The 16,797-nt window shown below is 73.1% G+C and carries 14 protein-coding genes and 1 tRNA gene; 7 read left to right on the top strand and 8 right to left on the bottom strand.

What is annotated here, in order from left to right; translation table 11 throughout:
• Nucleotides 1–155: 155 nt before the first annotated feature.
• Nucleotides 156–1,352, bottom strand: a complete 1,197-nt coding sequence (gene cobA, locus Cba03nite_RS31975) for a uroporphyrinogen-III C-methyltransferase (RefSeq protein ID WP_203754318.1) — start codon at nt 1,350–1,352, stop codon at nt 156–158.
• Complete coding sequence (gene cobT / locus Cba03nite_RS31970; RefSeq protein ID WP_203754441.1) at nt 1,349–2,428, bottom strand: nicotinate-nucleotide--dimethylbenzimidazole phosphoribosyltransferase; 1,080 nt, start codon at nt 2,426–2,428, stop codon at nt 1,349–1,351. Before cobT ends, cobA begins: the two co-directional genes overlap by 4 nt.
• Before the next feature lie 152 nt (nt 2,429–2,580).
• On the opposite strand from cobT, the gene Cba03nite_RS31965 reads away from it, so the two are divergent.
• A complete protein-coding gene (locus Cba03nite_RS31965; protein WP_239126167.1) occupies nt 2,581–4,773 on the top strand; it encodes a transglycosylase domain-containing protein in 2,193 nt (730 codons plus the stop codon).
• A gap of 53 nt (nt 4,774–4,826) precedes the next feature.
• On the opposite strand, the gene Cba03nite_RS31960 is transcribed toward Cba03nite_RS31965, so the two are convergent.
• Complete coding sequence (locus tag Cba03nite_RS31960) at nt 4,827–5,426, bottom strand: GNAT family N-acetyltransferase (protein WP_203754315.1); 600 nt, start codon at nt 5,424–5,426, stop codon at nt 4,827–4,829.
• Between the two features lie 131 nt (nt 5,427–5,557).
• Between Cba03nite_RS31960 and Cba03nite_RS31955 the strand changes: the two genes are divergently transcribed.
• Complete coding sequence (locus Cba03nite_RS31955; RefSeq protein ID WP_239126161.1) at nt 5,558–6,442, top strand: SURF1 family cytochrome oxidase biogenesis protein; 885 nt, start codon at nt 5,558–5,560, stop codon at nt 6,440–6,442.
• Nucleotides 6,443–6,459: 17 nt separating this feature from the next.
• Nucleotides 6,460–7,668, top strand: coding sequence for a hypothetical protein (locus Cba03nite_RS40095; RefSeq protein WP_239126160.1), 1,209 nt, complete (start codon nt 6,460–6,462; stop codon nt 7,666–7,668).
• Between the two features lie 81 nt (nt 7,669–7,749).
• On the opposite strand, the gene Cba03nite_RS31945 is transcribed toward Cba03nite_RS40095, so the two are convergent.
• The 4 genes from Cba03nite_RS31945 to Cba03nite_RS31930 form a co-directional block, all read right to left on the bottom strand.
• Nucleotides 7,750–9,123: a dipeptidase gene (locus Cba03nite_RS31945; protein WP_203754314.1), complete on the bottom strand. Its 1,374-nt coding sequence runs from the start codon at nt 9,121–9,123 to the stop codon at nt 7,750–7,752.
• A 70-nt stretch (nt 9,124–9,193) separates the two neighbouring features.
• A complete protein-coding gene (locus tag Cba03nite_RS31940) occupies nt 9,194–9,757 on the bottom strand; it encodes a uridine kinase family protein (protein WP_239126159.1) in 564 nt (187 codons plus the stop codon).
• Nucleotides 9,754–11,292 (bottom strand): cobyric acid synthase, encoded by a 1,539-nt coding sequence (locus Cba03nite_RS31935; RefSeq protein WP_203754313.1) that lies wholly within the window; start codon nt 11,290–11,292, stop codon nt 9,754–9,756. Before Cba03nite_RS31935 ends, Cba03nite_RS31940 begins: the two co-directional genes overlap by 4 nt.
• 197 nt (nt 11,293–11,489) lie before the next feature.
• Nucleotides 11,490–12,146: a single-stranded DNA-binding protein gene (locus Cba03nite_RS31930; RefSeq protein WP_203754312.1), complete on the bottom strand. Its 657-nt coding sequence runs from the start codon at nt 12,144–12,146 to the stop codon at nt 11,490–11,492.
• Between the two features lie 165 nt (nt 12,147–12,311).
• Here Cba03nite_RS31930 and Cba03nite_RS31925 point away from each other — a divergent pair, with 165 nt between their 5' ends.
• The 4 genes from Cba03nite_RS31925 to Cba03nite_RS31910 all read left to right on the top strand — a co-directional run bounded on the left by Cba03nite_RS31925 (nt 12,312) and on the right by Cba03nite_RS31910 (nt 15,198).
• Nucleotides 12,312–13,256 carry an alpha/beta hydrolase gene (locus Cba03nite_RS31925; RefSeq protein ID WP_203754311.1) on the top strand — a complete coding sequence of 315 codons (945 nt, stop codon included), beginning with the start codon at nt 12,312–12,314 and terminating at the stop codon, nt 13,254–13,256.
• A 141-nt stretch (nt 13,257–13,397) separates the two neighbouring features.
• Nucleotides 13,398–13,474 (top strand) — tRNA-Arg (locus tag Cba03nite_RS31920).
• A gap of 59 nt (nt 13,475–13,533) precedes the next feature.
• On the top strand, nt 13,534–14,157 hold the full coding sequence (locus tag Cba03nite_RS31915) for a septum formation family protein (protein WP_203754310.1): 624 nt from the start codon (nt 13,534–13,536) through the stop codon (nt 14,155–14,157).
• 63 nt (nt 14,158–14,220) lie between these two features.
• Nucleotides 14,221–15,198, top strand: a complete 978-nt coding sequence (locus Cba03nite_RS31910) for a DUF4190 domain-containing protein (protein ID WP_203754308.1) — start codon at nt 14,221–14,223, stop codon at nt 15,196–15,198.
• A gap of 65 nt (nt 15,199–15,263) precedes the next feature.
• Here the strand turns inward: Cba03nite_RS31910 and Cba03nite_RS31905 are convergent, their stop codons facing one another.
• A complete protein-coding gene (locus tag Cba03nite_RS31905; RefSeq protein WP_203754305.1) occupies nt 15,264–16,766 on the bottom strand; it encodes a M16 family metallopeptidase in 1,503 nt (500 codons plus the stop codon).
• Between the last annotated feature and the right edge of the window lie 31 nt (nt 16,767–16,797).

The raw sequence follows: 16,797 nt of genomic DNA, 5'->3' as shown, positions 1-16,797 counted from the left end.
TCTTAACGCTATGCGTAGAGGAAGGTGCCCTTCTTAACGTCTCGCGCCGGCGGGGCTGGGCGGTCCGGTGGGATGATCGCTTATTCGTGTCGAAAAGTGCAGTTCAGCGCAAGGTTTCGACACAAGACAGCGATCTTGCCCACCGCCGACGAGACTCACAACCGCGGAAGCACGTCCACCACGGACCCGATCACCACGATGGCCGGCGGATCGAACGACTTCGCCAGCGCGGGCAGCTCGGCGAGCGTGCCGTGGGCCGAGCGCTGCTGGTCGGTGGTGCCCTCCTGGATGATCGCGGCGGGCGTCGCGCCGTCGCGGCCGTGCGCCAGGAGCGCCGCCGTGATCGCGGGCAGGTTCTTCAGGCCCATCAGGATGACCAGCGTGCCCCGCATCCGGGCCAGCGCGGCCCAGTCCACCAGCGAGTCCGGGTGCTCGGGGCCGATGTGCCCGCTCAGCACGGTGAACTCGTGCGCGACCCGGCGGTGGGTGACCGGCACCCCGGCCGCCGCGGGCACCGAGATGGCGCTGGTCACACCCGGCACCACGGTGACCGGCACGCCCGCCTCGGCGCAGGCCAGCACCTCCTCGCCGCCCCGGCCGAAGACGTAGGAGTCGCCGCCCTTGAGCCGCACCACGAACAGCCCGGCCTTGGCCCGCTCCACCAGGATGCGGTTGATCTCCTCCTGCTGCGCGGCGGGGCCGTACGGCAGCTTGGCCACGTCGACCAGCTCCACGTCGGGCCGCAGCTCGTCGAGCAGCAGACCCGGGGCGAGCCGGTCGGCGACCACGACGTCGGCGGCGGCCAGCAGGCGCCGCCCCTTGACCGTGATCAGCTCGGGGTCGCCGGGGCCGCCGCCGATCAGGGCCACGGTGCCCTTGACCGACTCGGGCACGGTGGCCTCGTCGGTGGCGAGCAGGCTCGCGATCCGGTCGCGCACGGCGACCGCGCGGCGCGGCTCGCCGCCCGCGAGCACGGCGACGGTGACCGCGCCGTGCCGGGCCACCGCCGGGGTCCAGGCGCTGGCCGCGTGCCGGTCGTCGGCGCGTACGCAGAAGATCCGCCGCCGCTCCGCGGCGGCCGAGACCGCCGCGGCCGCCTCGGGATCGTCCACGGCGACCTGGACCAGCCAGACGCCGTCCAGGTCGGTCTCGGCGAACGGGCGCTCGATCCAGTCGAGCCGGCCCGCGTCGGCCAGCCCGCGCAGCGCGGGGGTCAGGTCAGGCGACACCAGCCGCACGGCGGCTCCGGCGGCCAGCAGCGCGGGCACGCGCCGGGTGGCCACCGCGCCGCCGCCGACGACCAGCACCGGCCGCCCGTCCAGCCGCAGGGCCAGCGGATAAAGATCACTCACTGCTTGTGCTCATCCTTTGAGGCGACACCGGCGCTGTCGAACGTCGCCATCTCGTGCAGCACCCGCACCGAGCCGGCGACGACCGGGTAGGCCAGCACCGCGCCGGTGCCCTCGCCCAGGCGCAGGCCCAGGCTCAGCAGCGGGTTCAGTTCGAGCTGCGACAGCGCCACGCTAGCGCCCGGCTCGACCGACTCGTGTCCGGCGATCATGGCGTCCCGGCTGCTGGGCGCGAGCGCGGCGGCGGTCAGCGCGGCGGCCGCGGCGATCACGCCGTCGAGGATGACCGGGACGCGGCGCGCGGCGGCGCCGAGGATGAACCCGGCGAGAGCGGCGTGCTCCAGGCCGCCGACCGCGGCGAGCACCGCGACGGGGTCGGTGTGCGGGTCGCCGCCCCAGGCCGGGCCGTGCAGCGCCAGCGCGCGCTCGATGACCTCGACCTTGCGCCGGTGGGTGGGCGCGTCGATGCCGGTGCCGTAGCCGGTGACGACGCCGGGGTCGCGGCCGGTGAACGCGGAGATGACCGCGGCGGACGCGGTGGTGTTGGCGATGCCCATGTCGCCCGTCAGCAGCACCCGCGCCCCGCCGTCGACCAGGGCGTTCGCGGTGGCGATGCCGACCTCCAGCGCGGCCAGGGCCTCGGGCCGGGTCATCGCGGGCTCGACGGTCATGTCCCGGGTGCCCGCCCGGACCTTGGCCGAGACCAGGCCGTCGGCGCCGGGCACGTCGGCGGCGACGCCGACGTCGACCACGGTCACCGCGACCCCGGTCTGGCGGGCCAGCGCGTTCACGGCCGCGCCGCCGGCCAGGAAGTTGGCCACCATCTGCGCGGTGACCTCCTGCGGCCACGGGGTGACGCCCTGGGCGTGCACGCCGTGGTCGCCCGCGAAGATCGCGAGGTGGGCGGGCTCCAGCATCGGTGGCGGAGACAGCGCGGCCAGCCCGGACAGGCGCACCGACAGCTCCTCCAGCTCGCCGAGCGAGCCCGCCGGCTTGGTGAGGCGGGCCTGCAGCTCCCGGGTCTGGGCCATGGCCGCGGCGTCGAGCGGCCGGACCGCTCCGATCGTTAGTCCCAACAGCTCACTCGTCACGCCCCCACCTCATCACGTTCAGTGTCGTGATGCCGACTCGGGGGCAGAAAACGTCGCGTCGTTTACTGCTTTGAATCCATCGTCTACGTACTTTGTCCTACCTTTGTAGGGTGAAGCCGCTTAGCCGCCTAAAAGGTGCAATTTCTGCTACCGGACGTCTCGCGCCGATCCTCCGGTCAGGCCTGCTCGCCGGCGTCGTCGTAGCCGCGGTCACGTACCCGCTGGCCGCGGTGGGCGGTCTCGGGCTGAAGGCCGGCGCCGACTTCTACGAATCGCTGCCCTCGGAACTCAAGAGCCTGCCGCCCGCGCAGACCAGTTACGTGTACGCCTCGGACGGCAAGACGCTGATCACGAACTTCTACGAGGAGCACCGCAAGTACGCGCCGATCGCCGACATCTCCGAGAACATCACCAAGGCGATCGTGGCCAGCGAGGACGGGCGCTTCTACGAGCACAACGGCGTGGACGCCAAGGGCATCGCGCGCGCCTTCGTGGCCAACCACACCGCGGGTGAGGTGTCCCAGGGCGCGTCGACGCTGACCATGCAGTACGTGCGCATGGCGCTGCGCGACGGAGCGACGACGCCCGGCGAGGTGATGGCGGCGACGGAGCAGACGCCGCTGCGCAAGATCCGTGAGGCCCGGCTCGCCATGAAGGTCGAGAAGGACCTGTCCAAGACGGAGATCCTGGAGCGCTACCTGAACGTGGCCTACTTCGGCCACCGGGCGTACGGCGTGTTCGCCGCCGCGCAGATCTTCTTCTCCAAGCTGCCCGCGGACCTCACCCTGGCCGAGTCGGCGATGCTGGCCGGCCTGGTCAAGGCGCCCAGCGCCTACGACCCGGCGGGCAGCGACCAGACCGCGGCCAAGCAGCGGCGCAACTACGTCATCGACCGGATGGCGGAGCTGGGCTACATCACACCCGCGATCGCCGCCACCACCAAGGCGGAGCCGATCAAGCTGAAGATCACCGAACCGCCGAACGACTGCATCGCGGTGTCGAAGAAGAACAACAGCTGGGGCTACTTCTGCGACATGTTCAAGAGCTGGTGGCTGTCGCAGCCGGCGTTCGGCGCCAACCCGGGCGAGCGCGAGGACAACCTGCGCCGCGGCGGCTACCGGATCACCACGTCGCTGGACCCGAAGATCCAGGACATCGCGATGGAGCACGTGACCAAGCGGCAGCCCATCGGCAGCGCGTACGCCCTCGGCGAGGTCGTGGTGCAGCCCGGCACCGGCCTGGTCAAGGCGATGGCGGTGAACCGGGTCTACTCGCTGGACCAGTCGAACAACGGCGCGCACAGCGACCCGAAGCGCTACGGCAAGATCAAGGGCAACTACCCGAACACGGTGAACCCGCTCCTCGGCGGCGGCAACCTGCCCGGCTACCAGGCCGGCTCGACGTTCAAGCTGTTCACCATGGTCGCCGCGCTCGACGCGGGCCTGAAGATGAACACCTGGTTCTACGCGCCGAACCGCTACAAGTCGCAGTACTTCGCGGGCTGGGGCGAGCGCGGCTCCTGTGGCGGCGGCCACTGGTGCCCGGCCAACGCCAGCGGCTCGATGACCGGCAACCACGCCATGTGGTCCGGCTTCGGCAAGTCGGTCAACACCTACTTCGTCCAGCTGGAGCAGAAGGTCGGCGCGGACAAGGCCGTCAAGATGGCCGAGCGGCTCGGCCTCAAGTGGCGTACCGACATCGACAAGCTCCAGGCGTCGCCGGGCAAGTCGAAGACCTGGGGCTCGTTCACCCTCGGCGTCGCCGACACCACCCCGCTGGAGATGGCCAACGCGTACGCCACCATGGCCGCCGAGGGCAAGTACTGCGAGGCGCTGCCGGTCAAGGGCATCCTGAAGCCGGACGGCACCCCGGCGATGATGGACGTCAAGGGCCAGCAGGTGCCCGTCGCCACGCCGCGCTGCCGGCAGGAGGTCACCAAGGACGTGGCCCGCGCCGCCACCGACGCGATGCGCTGCGTCACCGGCTACGGCGCCGCCAAGGGCGCATGTGGCGGCTGGTCCACCGCGCCCGGCGTCTACGGCATGGTCGACCGGCCGGTGGCGGGCAAGACCGGCACCACCGACGACACCCGCGCCGCCTGGTTCGTGGGCTTCACCAAGGAGCTGGCCGCGGCGTCCTTCATGGCCGACCCGGACAACCCGTTCCACGCCACCGGCGACGGCAACTCCTGGAAGCCGATCGAGACGGTCGCGTACACCCTGAAGGACGCGCTCAAGGGCGAGGACATCCAGAAGTTCACCCCGCCGTCGGACAAGATCCTCGGCAAGAAGCCGGCCAACCTGCCCAAGATGAAGAAAAAGAAGAAGAACTGAGACGGCTCACCGAGAAGGGCCCCGCCGAGCGGCGGGGCCCTTCTCGTATGCGCTCAGCGCAGGTCGGCGGCCACTATCGACCAGACCTCCAGGTCCACCCGGCCGCTGTGCACGTAGCCCGCGTTGCGCAGCAGGCCCTCGTAGGTGAAGCCCGCCTTCTCGGCCACCCGGCGCGAGGCGGTGTTGCCCGGCGCGACCCGCAGCTCGATGCGCTGGAACCCGTGCTCCAGCACCAGCGCCAGGGTCAGCACGTCCACCGCCTCCGGCGCGATGCCCAGCCCGCGCACGTCCGGCGAGACGGCGTACGAGATCTCGGTGACCCGGCCCACCCAGTCGGTCCGCTTGGTCCACAGGCAGCCGACCAGCCGCTGGTCCTCGCGCCGCACGATGCCGTAGTGGTCGCCCATGCCGCTGTCGCGGCGCTCCCCCGCCATCTCGGTGCACCACGAGCGCCCGTCGATCTGCCCGAACTCCTTCGGGAACGGCAGCCAGCGCTGCGTCTGCTTGTCCGCGAAGATCTCGGTCACCGGATCGGCGTCGGCCGCCGTCAGCGGGCGCACGTCCAGCCGCGGCGTCTGCACGGTGAGCGTCGGGAAGCGGCGTACGGCGAGGTTGCCCAGCCCGGCGTTGCCGGGAATGGGATTGCCAGACATACGGGACTCCAGAAGTGACGGCGCTGTCCGAAGCTGCACCATACCCGCTGGGTCGTCCGGACGCCCGAGTGACCGTTCCACCACTCGTCCGTGATAGAACTCACAGCTCAGGGCCTGGGTAGACTGCCCGGGTGCGCGCCCTCCTGACCCGACGCTGGCTCACCGTCTTCGCCCTCGCCCTGCTCGCCTCCTTCGTGATGGTGCTGCTGGGCCGCTGGCAGTGGGGCCGCTACGAGCTGCGCAGCGCGATCAACGACCGCATCGACGCCAGCACCGTGGTGAACCCGGTGCCCGTCGGCGACGTGCTGGCCCCCGCCCCGTCCGGGCGCGGCGCCGCACCGGGGCCCGGCGAGGACCGCGCCTGGACCCGGGTCACCGCGACAGGCCGGTACGACGCGGCCCAGGAGATCCTGATCCGCAACCGCACCGTCGACGGCCAGGTCGGCTACGAGGTGCTCACCCCGCTGCTGCTGGCCGACGGCTCGGCGCTGCTGGTCGACCGCGGCTGGGTGCCGCCCCACCCCGACGGCATCACCGTCGCCCCCGACTACCCAACCGCGCCCGCCGGCACCGTCACCGTGGTCGGCCGGGTGCACCTGACCGAGTCCGGCGCGGGCGCCGTCGACCAGCGCAACGGCCGCTGGGAGACCCGCCGCGTCGGGGTGCCCGCCATCGCCGAGCGGCTGCCCTACCCGGTGCTCGGCGCGTACGTGCTCGCCGACCAGGACACCCCCGGCGCGCAGGGCCTCACCGCCGTCACGGTCGGCCACGAGAACGACTGGCTCAACCTCGGGTACGCCGTCCAGTGGTGGATCTTCGCGGCCGGCGCGCTGGTCGGCGTGGGTTACCTCGCCCGCCGTGACCTGCGCCAGGAGGCCGCGGAGCGGGCGGCCGCCGGACCCGACCCGGACGCCGACGACCCGGACGCGGCGGCCGGCACCGGCGAACCGTTCGGATCGGACGGATCGGGCGACCAGAAGCCGACCGCGCCTGCCGGGAGCCCCGCAGGCGCCTAGCCGATATCGTGCCGGGTGTGACCGACGAGCAGCCCGACCAGCCCGACCACCGCGACCTGCCGCCGACCCTGCCACTGCCGACCGAGCCGCTGGCCGCCTTCGGCGCTCGCGCCCGCGCCGAAGCGCCCGACAAGGCCCAGGCGAAGCTGCCCGCCCCGCCCGCGGAGCCGACACAGCGCATCACCCCGCCCGCGGAGCCGACACAGCGCATCGCCCCGGCCGCCGACGCGATGCCCACGGCCCCGGTCGTCTACCTGGCCGCGCCTCCGGTCACCTCGGCTCCCCCGGCCCCGCAGGCGACTCCGCCGATCGCGGCCGAGCCGACGGTCGCCGTCGACCCGTCGCCGACGGTGCCGTACACCCCTCCCGTGGCCCCGACACCGCCCGTGGCCTCGGCACCGCCCGTGTCGGCATCGGCTCCGCCCGTCGTATCAGCTCCGCCCGCCGTATCGGGTCCGCCCGTGTCGTCGGCGCCGCCCGTCGGCCGGTCCTCCGTGTCCGCCTCGACTCCGCCGGTCGCACCCGCGCCGCGTGTGTCCTCGACACCTGTACCGCCGGTCGCCTACGCCCCACCGGTTTCTTCGGTGCCCCCTGTCGCGCCGGCCCCGCCGGTGGCGTCAGCCCCGGTGCCGCCGGTGGCCTACCCGCCGCCGGTGGCCTCAGCCCCGGTACCGCCGGTCGCCTCCGCGCCGCCCGTGGCATCAGCCCCGGTGCCCCCGATCGTGTCCGCGCCGCCCGTGGCCCCGGCGCCGCCGGTCGCGCGGCAGCCCGCGCCGGTGACGCAGCCCGCGCCGCCACGCCTGCAGCGGCCGCAGACCCCGGCTCCGGCGCCACGCGTGCAGCCCGCCCCGCCGGCCCAGCCCGCCGCCGGTCCCGGGGCGGTGCTGGTGCAGCTCGGCGAGGTACGGGTCACCTCGACCACGATCCACACGCCGACCGGCGACATCCCGCTGCGCGGCTCGCAGTGGGCGGTGAGCGACCAGTGGCACAGCCGCCAGCGCATCCCCACCTGGGCCGTGGTCTGCGCGGTGCTGCTGTTCTTCCTGCTCTGCTTCCTGAGCCTGTTCTTCCTGCTGGCCAAGGAGACCCGCTACACCGGCACGGTCCAGGTGATGATCACCAACGGCAACCGCCAGTACGTCGCGCGCATCCCCGTCACCGACCAGCGCGTGGTCGCCCACATCCACGCCCAGGTCAACTACGTACGCTCCCTGGCCGCCCTCTGAACCTCCCCCATTCCGAACGGAATGAGGACCGCCCACCGGTCCCGCGCCGGTGGGCGGGAGCGGTGGGCGGTCCGGGGCAGGTCAGGCGGCCGCGGCGGCGGCCACGTTGTGCAGCAGCAGGGCCTCGGCGAGGCAGACCCGTGCGAACTCGCCCAGGTGCAGGCTCTCGTTCGGGCCGTGCGCCTTGGCGTGCGGGTCCTCCACGCCGGTGACCAGGATCGACGCGTTCGGGAACATCTCCTGGAAGGTGGCGATGAACGGGATCGAGCCGCCGACGCCGATCTCGACCGGCTCGGTACCGTCCCACGCGGTGGTGAACGCGGCCCGCGCGGCGTCGAAGTACTTGCCGGTGGCGTCGATCACGCACGGGTTGCCGTCGTGCTCGAACTCGAAGCTGACCTTCGCGCCCCACGGCACGTGCTTCTCCAGGTGCGCGATCAGCGCCTGGTACGCCGACTTCGGGTCGTCGCCCGGCGCCAGCCGCATGCTCAGCTTGGCGCGCGCCGACGGGACCAGCGCGTTCGGCGCCTCGGCGGTGCGCGGGGCGTCGATGCCGAGCACCGACAGGGACGGCTTGGTCCACATGCGGTCGACGATGCGGCCGGTGCCGATCAGCTCGACGCCGTCGATCACCCCCGCCTCGGCCCGGAACCGGTCCACCGGGTAGTCCAGCGGCGCGGCCTGCCCGCTGACCAGGCCCTGCACCGCCACGTCACCGTTCTCGTCGTGCAGCGTGGCCAGCAGGCGGCAGAGCACGGTCAGCGCGTCGGGCACGACACCGCCGAACATGCCGCTGTGCACGGCGGAGTGCAGCACCTGCACGTCGACGAAGCTGTTGACGATGCCGCGCAGCGAGGTGGTGAGCGCGGGCACGCCGATGTCCCAGTTGCCGGAGTCCGCGATGACGATGACGTCGGCGGCCAGCTCCTCGGAGTGCTTGGCCAGCAGGCCGGGCAGCGAGTCGGAGCCGAACTCCTCCTCGCCCTCGACGAACACGACCACGCCGAGCGGCAGCCGGTCGTCGTCGGTGCCGCAGCCGAAGGCGCGCAGCGCGGCGATGTGCGCCATGACGCCGGCCTTGTCGTCGGCGGCGCCGCGGCCGTAGAGGCGGCCGTCGCGCTCGGTCGGCTCGAACGGCTCGGACTCCCACTTGCTCAGGTCGCCCACCGGCTGGACGTCGTGGTGGGCGTAGAGCAGGACCGTCGGCGCGCCGGGCGGGGCCGGGCGGCGGCCGATGACCGCGGGGTGCCCGTCGCCGATCCGGCTGACCTGCACGTCGAGCCCGACACCGCGCATCAGTTCGGCGACGGCCTGGGCCGAGCGCTCCAGCGGGGCGAAGTCGAAGCCGTCGAAGGCGATGCCGGGGATGCGTACGAGCGCCTCGAGGTCGGCCCGTACCCCCGGCAGCTCGCGCTCGATCGCAGCGCGCAGCTGATCAACAGTGAGGGTCGTCATGACGATGATCCTGTCACGGCGCCCGGTCACCCGCACGGCGACCTGGTTGTTCGCGGCGGGTGCACCCCGCTCAGGCCGAGCCGTCGATGCGCAGGTCGGCCTGGAGCGCGGTGGCGTCGGCGGCGAAGTGGATCGCCTCGCGGCGTCGCCACTCCCGCAGCGCCGGCTGCATCGCGGGCCCGTCGCGCACGATGCTGCGTGCGCGGCGCACCGCCGCCGGGGCGTACACGTAGACGGTCAGGCTGGCCCAGGCCCGGCCCTCGGCCCGGCCGCAGCCCACGCCCTCGACGAGCACCACGTCGGCGGGCCACACCGTCACCCACTCGGTGCCGAAGCGCCGCAGGTGCCAGTCGTACGGGTGGTACCCGCCCGGCGCGCCGTGCCGGATCGGCGCGAGCACCTGCCGCTCCAGCCGCGACCAGTAGGTGAACTGGTCGTCCCAGCCGTCGAGCAGGTCGTCGGTGTGCACGGTGGCCACGCTCCGCCCGCTGCCGGACAGGTCCTCGGCGAGCCGCCCGGCGTAGAACGTCTTGCCCGCCCCGCTCGGCCCGTCGACCAGCACCAGCCTGCTGCGCCCCAGCCGGGGCGGCGCGGCGAGCAGCATCGTCACGTCCTCGCGTGCCTGCTCGCTCATGCCAGAGCTGGCGCGCCGGGCGGCAGGAACGGCAGGCCGGGCGGGGCGCCCTTCTCCACGAGCCGCCACAGGGCGTCGGTGTCGAGGTGCTCCTCGACCAGGTCGCCGAGCCGGTCCACGGTGGCCTCGCGCAGCGCGGCGAAGCTCGTGTCCGGCGCGACGGCGAAGCCGTGCCGCCCGGCCAGCCCGGCCGCGTGGGTCAGGAACCGGCGGCGGAAATCGTCGGACTCGAACGCGCCGTGCCAGTGGGTGCCGAACACGTTCCCGGCGACCGCGCCCTCGGTCTCCCCGCCGGGCAGCGTGATCAGCGCTTGCAGCTCGGGCGCGCGGTGCGCCACCCGGCCGTGATGGATCTCGTACCCGCGTACGTCCGCGCCGAGCGCCTGCCCGGCGGGCCGGGCCAGGGTCTTGTCCGCCGCGAACGCGATCCGCACCGGCAGCAGGCCGAGGCCGGGCACCTCGCCGCGGCGGCTCTCCACCTCGTCGGTGATCTGCTCGGCGAGCATCTGGAAGCCGCCGCAGATGCCGAGCAGCGGCCTGCCCGCGCGGGCGTGCGCGAGCACCGCCTGGTCGAGGCCGGTCTCGCGCAGCCAGCGCAGGTCGTCCACGGTCGCCTTGGTGCCCGGCAGCACCACCAGATCGGCGTCGGCCAGCTCGCCGGGCTCGACGGTCAGCCGCACGCTCACCCCCGGCTCGCAGGCCAGCGCCTCGGCGTCGGTGGCGTTGGAGATGTGCGGCAGCCGCACCACGGCCACCCGCAGCCACTCGCTCCCCCGCGCCGGGCCGGGCCGGCCGAGCACCCGCCCGTACGCGAGCGCGTCCTCGGCGTCGAGCCACAGGTCCACATCGAACGGCAGCACGCCGTACACGGTCCGCCCGGTGGCCGACTCGATCATGTCGAGGCCGGGCTGGAGCAGCGCCCGCGAGCCGCGGAACTTGTTCACCACGAAGCCCGCGACCAGCGCCTGGTCCTCGGGATCGAGCAGGGCCACGGTGCCGAACATCGCGGCGAACACGCCGCCGCGGTCGATGTCGCCGACCACGATCGTGGGCATCTGCCCGTGCCGGGCCAGGCCCATGTTCACGTAGTCGTGGTCGCGCAGGTTGATCTCGGCGGGACTGCCCGCCCCCTCGCACACCACCACGTCGTACTCGGCGGACAGCTCGTCGTACGCGGTGAAGGCGGCCCCGGACATGGTGGTCTTCAGCCGCCGGAAGTTCGCCGCGTCGATGTGGTCGACCGCCTGTCCCAGCAGCACGACCTGGCTGGTGTGGTCGCTGCCCGGCTTGAGCAGCACCGGGTTGAACCGCACCTGCGGCTCCAGCCCGCACGCCACCGCCTGCAGCGCCTGCGCCCGGCCGATCTCCCCGCCCCGCCCCTGCGCGTCGACCACCACGGCCGAGTTGTTCGACATGTTCTGCGCCTTGAACGGGGCCACCCGCACGCCGCGCCGGTGCAGCCAGCGGCACACCCCGGCGGTCAGCACGCTCTTGCCGGCGTCCGAGGTCGTGCCGGCGATCAAGATCCCGCTCATGTCCCTCAGCCTAGGTGAGCCGGTGCTGTGCTCTCCGACACGCCGTGACGTGCCGGAGAGCCGGGGCGGCCGGTCTCCCCAGTGCACCCGCCGGCCGCCCCGCCCCCGTGGCACGCGGCGGTCGAACCGCGTGCCACCAGCCCTCCGGCCCGCATCAACGGGGATGACGGACGGGCCGGAGGTGTCCCCTCCCCGGGTCAGGCCGCGACGGGCACCCGGTCGAGCGCCGTCACGTCGTCGTCGAGGTCGTCCTCGTCGTCCTCGTCGGCGTCCTGCTCGCCGCCGACCAGCTCGGCCTGCAGGCCGCCGCCGCGCAGCGAGGCGACCGCGTCCAGGTCGAACGGGCCGCCGAACGACGCGTCGTCGTCCTCGGCGAACAGCGGGTCGTTCGGGTCGGGGCCGACCCGCATGTCGGGCGCGGCCACGGTCGCCTCGCCGCCGGCCCGCGCCTCGGCCGCGGCGTCCTCGACGGCGCTGATCGTGGTGCTCGGCTTGGTGCGGGCGAACTTCGCCCGGCCCCGGGACAGGTCGTGCCCGACGGCCACCGCCTCCACCTCGTACATCACCCGGCGCTGGCCCTCCTCGTCGATCCAGTCGCGGGTGTAGAGCCGGCCCACCACGACCACGGGGTCGCCCACCATGATCGAGCTGGCCACGCCCTCGGCCAGCCGCCGCCAGCAGTTGACCCGCACGCGCAGGCTGTTGCCGTCCACCCAGCGGTTGTTCGCCTTGTCCAGCCGCCGGGCGGTGGAGGCCACCTTGAAGTTCGCCACGAGCTGCCCGGACTGGCTGGTGCGCCGCCACTCCGGCGCGGTCAGCACGTTCCCGATCACGGTTATGGGGGTGTCAAACACTGCCTTCTCCTCTCGATGTCCGACACCGCAGAGGTTGCGCCACCCGGGCGCGGCGTACCACCGCCTGCGGCCCCGCCCTGTGGACAGAGGCGTGGTTGGGGATAACCGCCTGATCATGAAGTTGATCTGTTATGGCGCATGCCTACCTCGCGGTAACATTGCGCCGTGCAGACGGACATCCTCGGCGAGCCGTACACCCAGCGCGTCATCGAGCTGCCCGACGACGACCAGGGCAAGGTCGTCGCCACCCTGGTCAGCCGGAAGGCGCCCGGCACCACCACGCGCGCGGTGCTCTACGTGCACGGCTTCAACGACTACTTCTTCCAGACGCACCTGGCCGACTTCTTCGTCGCCCGCGGCTACGACTTCTACGCCCTGGACCTGCGCAAGTACGGCCGCAGCCTGCTCACGCACCAGACGCCCAACTTCACCCGCAGCATGTCGGAGTACTTCCCGGAGCTGGACGAGGCCGCCCGGATCATCCGCGACGACGAAGGCCACGACATGCTGGTGGTCGCGGCCCACTCCACGGGCGGCCTGATCACCGCCCTGTGGGCCGACGCCCGCGCGGACGCGAACCTGGTCGACGGCCTGCTGCTCAACAGCCCGTTCTTCGACATCAACGCGCCCTGGTTCATGCGCCGCCCGGCCGTGTCCGCGGTCGGCTCCCTCGCCCAGCGCGCCCCCTACCGGGTGATCCCGCTGAAGATGCCCGGCCTGTACGGCCGCAGCCTGCACCGCGACCACGACGGCGAGTGGGACTACCGCGTCGACTGGAAGCCGGTGATCGGCTTCCCGGTCCGGGTGGCCTGGCTGAACGCGATCCGCAGCGGCCAGCGCCGCCTGCACCGCGGCCTGGACCTCAAGGTCCCCGTCTTCGTCGGCTGCTCGACCGCCTCCTACCGCCAGCGCGTCTGGTCGGAGCAGGCCCACGACGCCGACGCCGTCCTCAACGTGGACCACATCGTGCGCTGGGCCCCCGCCGTAGGCCGCCACCTCACCCTGGTCCGCGTAGACGGCGGCAAACACGACCTCACCCTCTCCCGCCAACCAGCCCGCGACCAGTTCTTCGACCAGTCCGACCGCTGGCTAACCACCTACCTCCGCTAGCCCGCCCCCGCCCCACCCGACACCCCGTTGATCATGAACTTAAGTCAGTGTTCGGCGGCGTGTCGGTGCCCTAGGATCGTGGTCAACTTCCGCCGGGTAGCCGATCACACCGGCCGTCCCGCACGGTAGCCTTCAAGTCGCGCGCTCGTAGCTCAGCTGGATAGAGCAGGGGCCTTCTAATCCTCAGGTCGCAGGTTCGAGTCCTGCCGGGCGCACCATTCTGTAAGCCGGCTGTACGGCCCACCCCGGTTGCCCGCGTTCGGTAGCATCCCGCGCCATGTCCGATGCTCCGAGCGCTCCGCAGCCGCAGGCGCCCGTTCCCTCGACCCGCCCTGACGAGATCGGGCTGCTCCGGGTGCCGGAGGAGGCTCCGATGAGCACCGCGAAGCGCGCCGGCCTGATCGCCGTCGCGGTCTGCCTGATGGCCGGCGTCGGCGCGATCGTGCTGGTCCCCGACCGGGTGCGGAATCCGGCCGACTTCCGGCAGACGGCTCCGGAGCCGAGTCCCGCAGCGGACCGGATCGAGGTCGGTCACCTGCGGGTCGGCGACTGTGTGGAGCGGATCGTCCACACCGGCGACCGGACCGTGCTGCCGATGGTGCCGTGCACGCAGCCGCACGAGTTCGAGATCGTCGGCACGTTCCGGCCGGTCGGCGACTTCCCCGGGGAGGGGGTGGCGCCGGAGGGGAACCATGAGCGCTGCCAGGAGAGGTTCCGGCGATACGCGCCCCGGTACGCGGACGACCCGGCTTTCGACGTCGCGTTCATCCTGCTGAGTGAGGAACAGTGGGCCGATCCGACCCAGCAGGTCGTCTGCATGGCCACCGATCACGAGCTTCGTGTCGGCTCCCTGAGCGGCGTCTCCCAGCCCGCGCCCGCGTCGCCGGGCGTCGCGGTGTGAGCACATCGCGGCCGGCGCAGGAATCCTGTCGGGAGCGACGGGGGTGAGTGGTAGCTTCCGGCGGTGACCTACCCCTCGCCAGACCAGAACCCCCAGCCGTACCAGGACCCGCTCGCACCGCCGCCGGTCACGCCGTCCTACCCGTCGGCTGACCCGTACGCGCAGCCCGCGTCCCCGTACGCCGCGCCCGCCGACCCGTACGCCCCGGTCCCGCCGCAGCCGCCGTACGGCGCCACCCCGCCGGCCACACCCTACGGCGCACCGCAGTCGTCCCCGCCCTACAGCGCGCCCCAGTCGGTGCCCCCGTCGTACGGCGCACCGCAGTCCGTCCCGCCGTCGTACGGTGCGCCCCAGTCGGTGCCGCCGGTGTACGGCGCCCCGCAGTCGACCCCGCCGTACCACACCCCGCCGGCCGGCTACGGCGTGCCGTTCCAGCAGCCGCCGGGCGCGGGCGGGACCAACGGCTTCGCCATCGCCTCGCTCGTCCTCGGCATCCTCGGCGGCATCCTGCTCAGCGTCATCTTCGGCATCGTGGCGCTGTCCCAGATCAAGAAGCGCAACCAGACCGGCCGCGGCATGGCCATCGCAGGCCTGGTCATCAGCGGCCTGTGGCTGGCCGGCATCTGCACCGCCGTGGGCCTGGCGATCGCGTTCGACGACACGCCGAGCAGCGGCAGCCCGACGACCACCGGCGACGACACCTCGGTGCACTCGCTGCAGATCGGCGACTGCCTGAACGCGCTGGAGGACGACGAGGAGATCGAGTCGCTGCCGGTGGTCGCCTGCTCGGCCCCGCACGACGGCGAGGTGTACGCCGAGTTCCGGCTCACCGGCTCCACCTACCCGGGCCTGGACGCGATCCAGAAGGAGGCCGAGGAGCGCTGCGGCACGTTGCTGGAGAGCTACGCGCCGGAGGCGGCCGACGACGCGTCGGTGGACACCTACTTCCTCTACCCGACGGACGAGAGCTGGCGGCTCAAGTCCGACCGGCTGGTGACCTGCGTGGCGAGCTTCGACCCGCCGCGCACCGGCTCCATCTAGGGCTGACCGCCCGCGGTGCGAAGCTCCCCCGGCGGGAGCTTCGCACCGCGAAGGATCACGAAGGATCAGGAAAGGAACAGGCGGGCGTTCGCGAGCAGGCGGCGCATCGGCCCGGACGCCACGGCGGGCGCGTTGCGCGGGATGCCGTCCGGATCGCGGGGTGGCATCGGGATGTGCCGGGCGGCCGCGACTCCCGCGTCGACGGCGGCCAGCGCCGCGTCCGGCACCGACCACAGCGCCGGTTCCAGGTGCAGCGTGACGCCGTCGTACCCGATGAGCCGCCGCGCGCCGTCGGGCCAGGCCAGCAGCGCGGCGCACTCGCGGTAGCGGACGGTGATCCGCGAGCCGGGCCGGGTGATGCCGACCGCGTCCGGCCCGATGACCAGGCGCGCGGCGGCCGCGTCCCGCGGCGCGTACCGGCGGCCGGCGACCTCGGCCGGGGACGACGTCGGGGCGGGCGCGAACCCGGCCGGGGCGGCGGCGCCTCGGGGCACCTGTAGCAGCGTGGTCCCGGCGGCCTCGGCGGCGACGGCGTGCACCTGCTCGTCGGTGACCGCGGCGAGCTCCGCGCGCAGCTCGTCCACGGGCAGGTGACGCTGCCCGGTGAGCAGGTTGAGGGCGTGGCCGGGCAGGCGGGTCGCCTCGATCTCCGGGTGGTTCAGATTCTCCAGCGCCTTGGTGCGTACGGCGGTGACGCTGCGCGGGTCCAGCTCGCCGCGCCGCATCCGCGCCAGCACCTCGGTGAACCCGCCGAGCACGGCGTCCTGCTTCTCCGGCAGCGCGTCGGCGTACGCGGTCACCGTCGCGTACCCGTCGCCGCGCGGCTCGTACGACGACGAGGCCGTGTACGAGTGCCCGCCCTCCTGGCGCAGGTCGCGGTACAGCTCCCGCTCCAGCACGCCGGAGTAGACGCTGGCGGCGGTGCTGCGCCGAACGACCGCGCTCGACAGCACGCCGGTCCCGTCACCGGGGTAGTAGGCGGGCAGCCGCGGCAGCACGGCTGCGGCCGGCGGCACCGGGCGGCGCGCGCCGTCGGGCAGCCGCAGCCGCAGCCCGGCGGGCACGTCCCCGCCCGCGATCCAGAGCACCGCGTTCTGCCGGGTGAACCAGCGGGCGACCCAGCGCCGCAGGTCGTCGGGTCCGAGCCGGGCCAGTCCCCACTCGGGGCAGCCGGGCAGGCCGTAGCCCTGCGCCCCGTAGCGCCGCAGCGGCAGGCCGGGCAGCGGGCCGCGGGTGCGGCTCTCGGTGCGCAGGATCTCCTTCTCCGTCTTCAGCCGGTACATCGGCAGGGCGGACAGGGCCGCGCAGACCCGGCCGAGGAAGCCCACCACATCGGACTCGCTGCCGCGCAGGTGGAAGTGCGTGTAGACGGACGAGGTCTCGCCGTTGTAGTGGTGGTCGGACAGCCCGCTGTCGTGCAGCGCCAGGTGCTCCACCAGGTGGGTGACGCCGTGTTCGGCCAGCGTCTCGTCGGCCTGGCCGACCCGGAACATGAGCCCCGCGCTCATCGCGCCGGCGGACGGCGCGATGAGCGCGGGCACACCGTCGACCTCGGTGGTACGCAGCACGGCTCAGTGGTCCCGCGGAGCGGGCCGGCCG

Origin of the sequence: Catellatospora bangladeshensis (assembly GCF_016862575.1) — a bacterium.
GTDB lineage: Bacteria > Actinomycetota > Actinomycetes > Mycobacteriales > Micromonosporaceae > Catellatospora > Catellatospora bangladeshensis.
This window is presented reverse-complemented; position numbering and strand designations above follow the sequence as displayed.

Bases quoted from the DNA above. Each gene is read 5' to 3' on its own strand.
- Cba03nite_RS31960 (WP_203754315.1), bottom strand. From the start codon at position 5,426: ATGTCTGGCAATCCCATTCCCGGCAACGCCGGGCTGGGCAACCTCGCC.
- Cba03nite_RS31935 (WP_203754313.1), bottom strand. From the start codon at position 11,292: ATGAGCGGGATCTTGATCGCCGGCACGACCTCGGACGCCGGCAAGAGC.
- Cba03nite_RS31940 (WP_239126159.1), bottom strand. From the start codon at position 9,757: ATGAGCGAGCAGGCACGCGAGGACGTGACGATGCTGCTCGCCGCGCCG.
- Cba03nite_RS31915 (WP_203754310.1), top strand. From the start codon at position 13,534: ATGTCCGATGCTCCGAGCGCTCCGCAGCCGCAGGCGCCCGTTCCCTCG.
- Cba03nite_RS31945 (WP_203754314.1), bottom strand. From the start codon at position 9,123: ATGACGACCCTCACTGTTGATCAGCTGCGCGCTGCGATCGAGCGCGAG.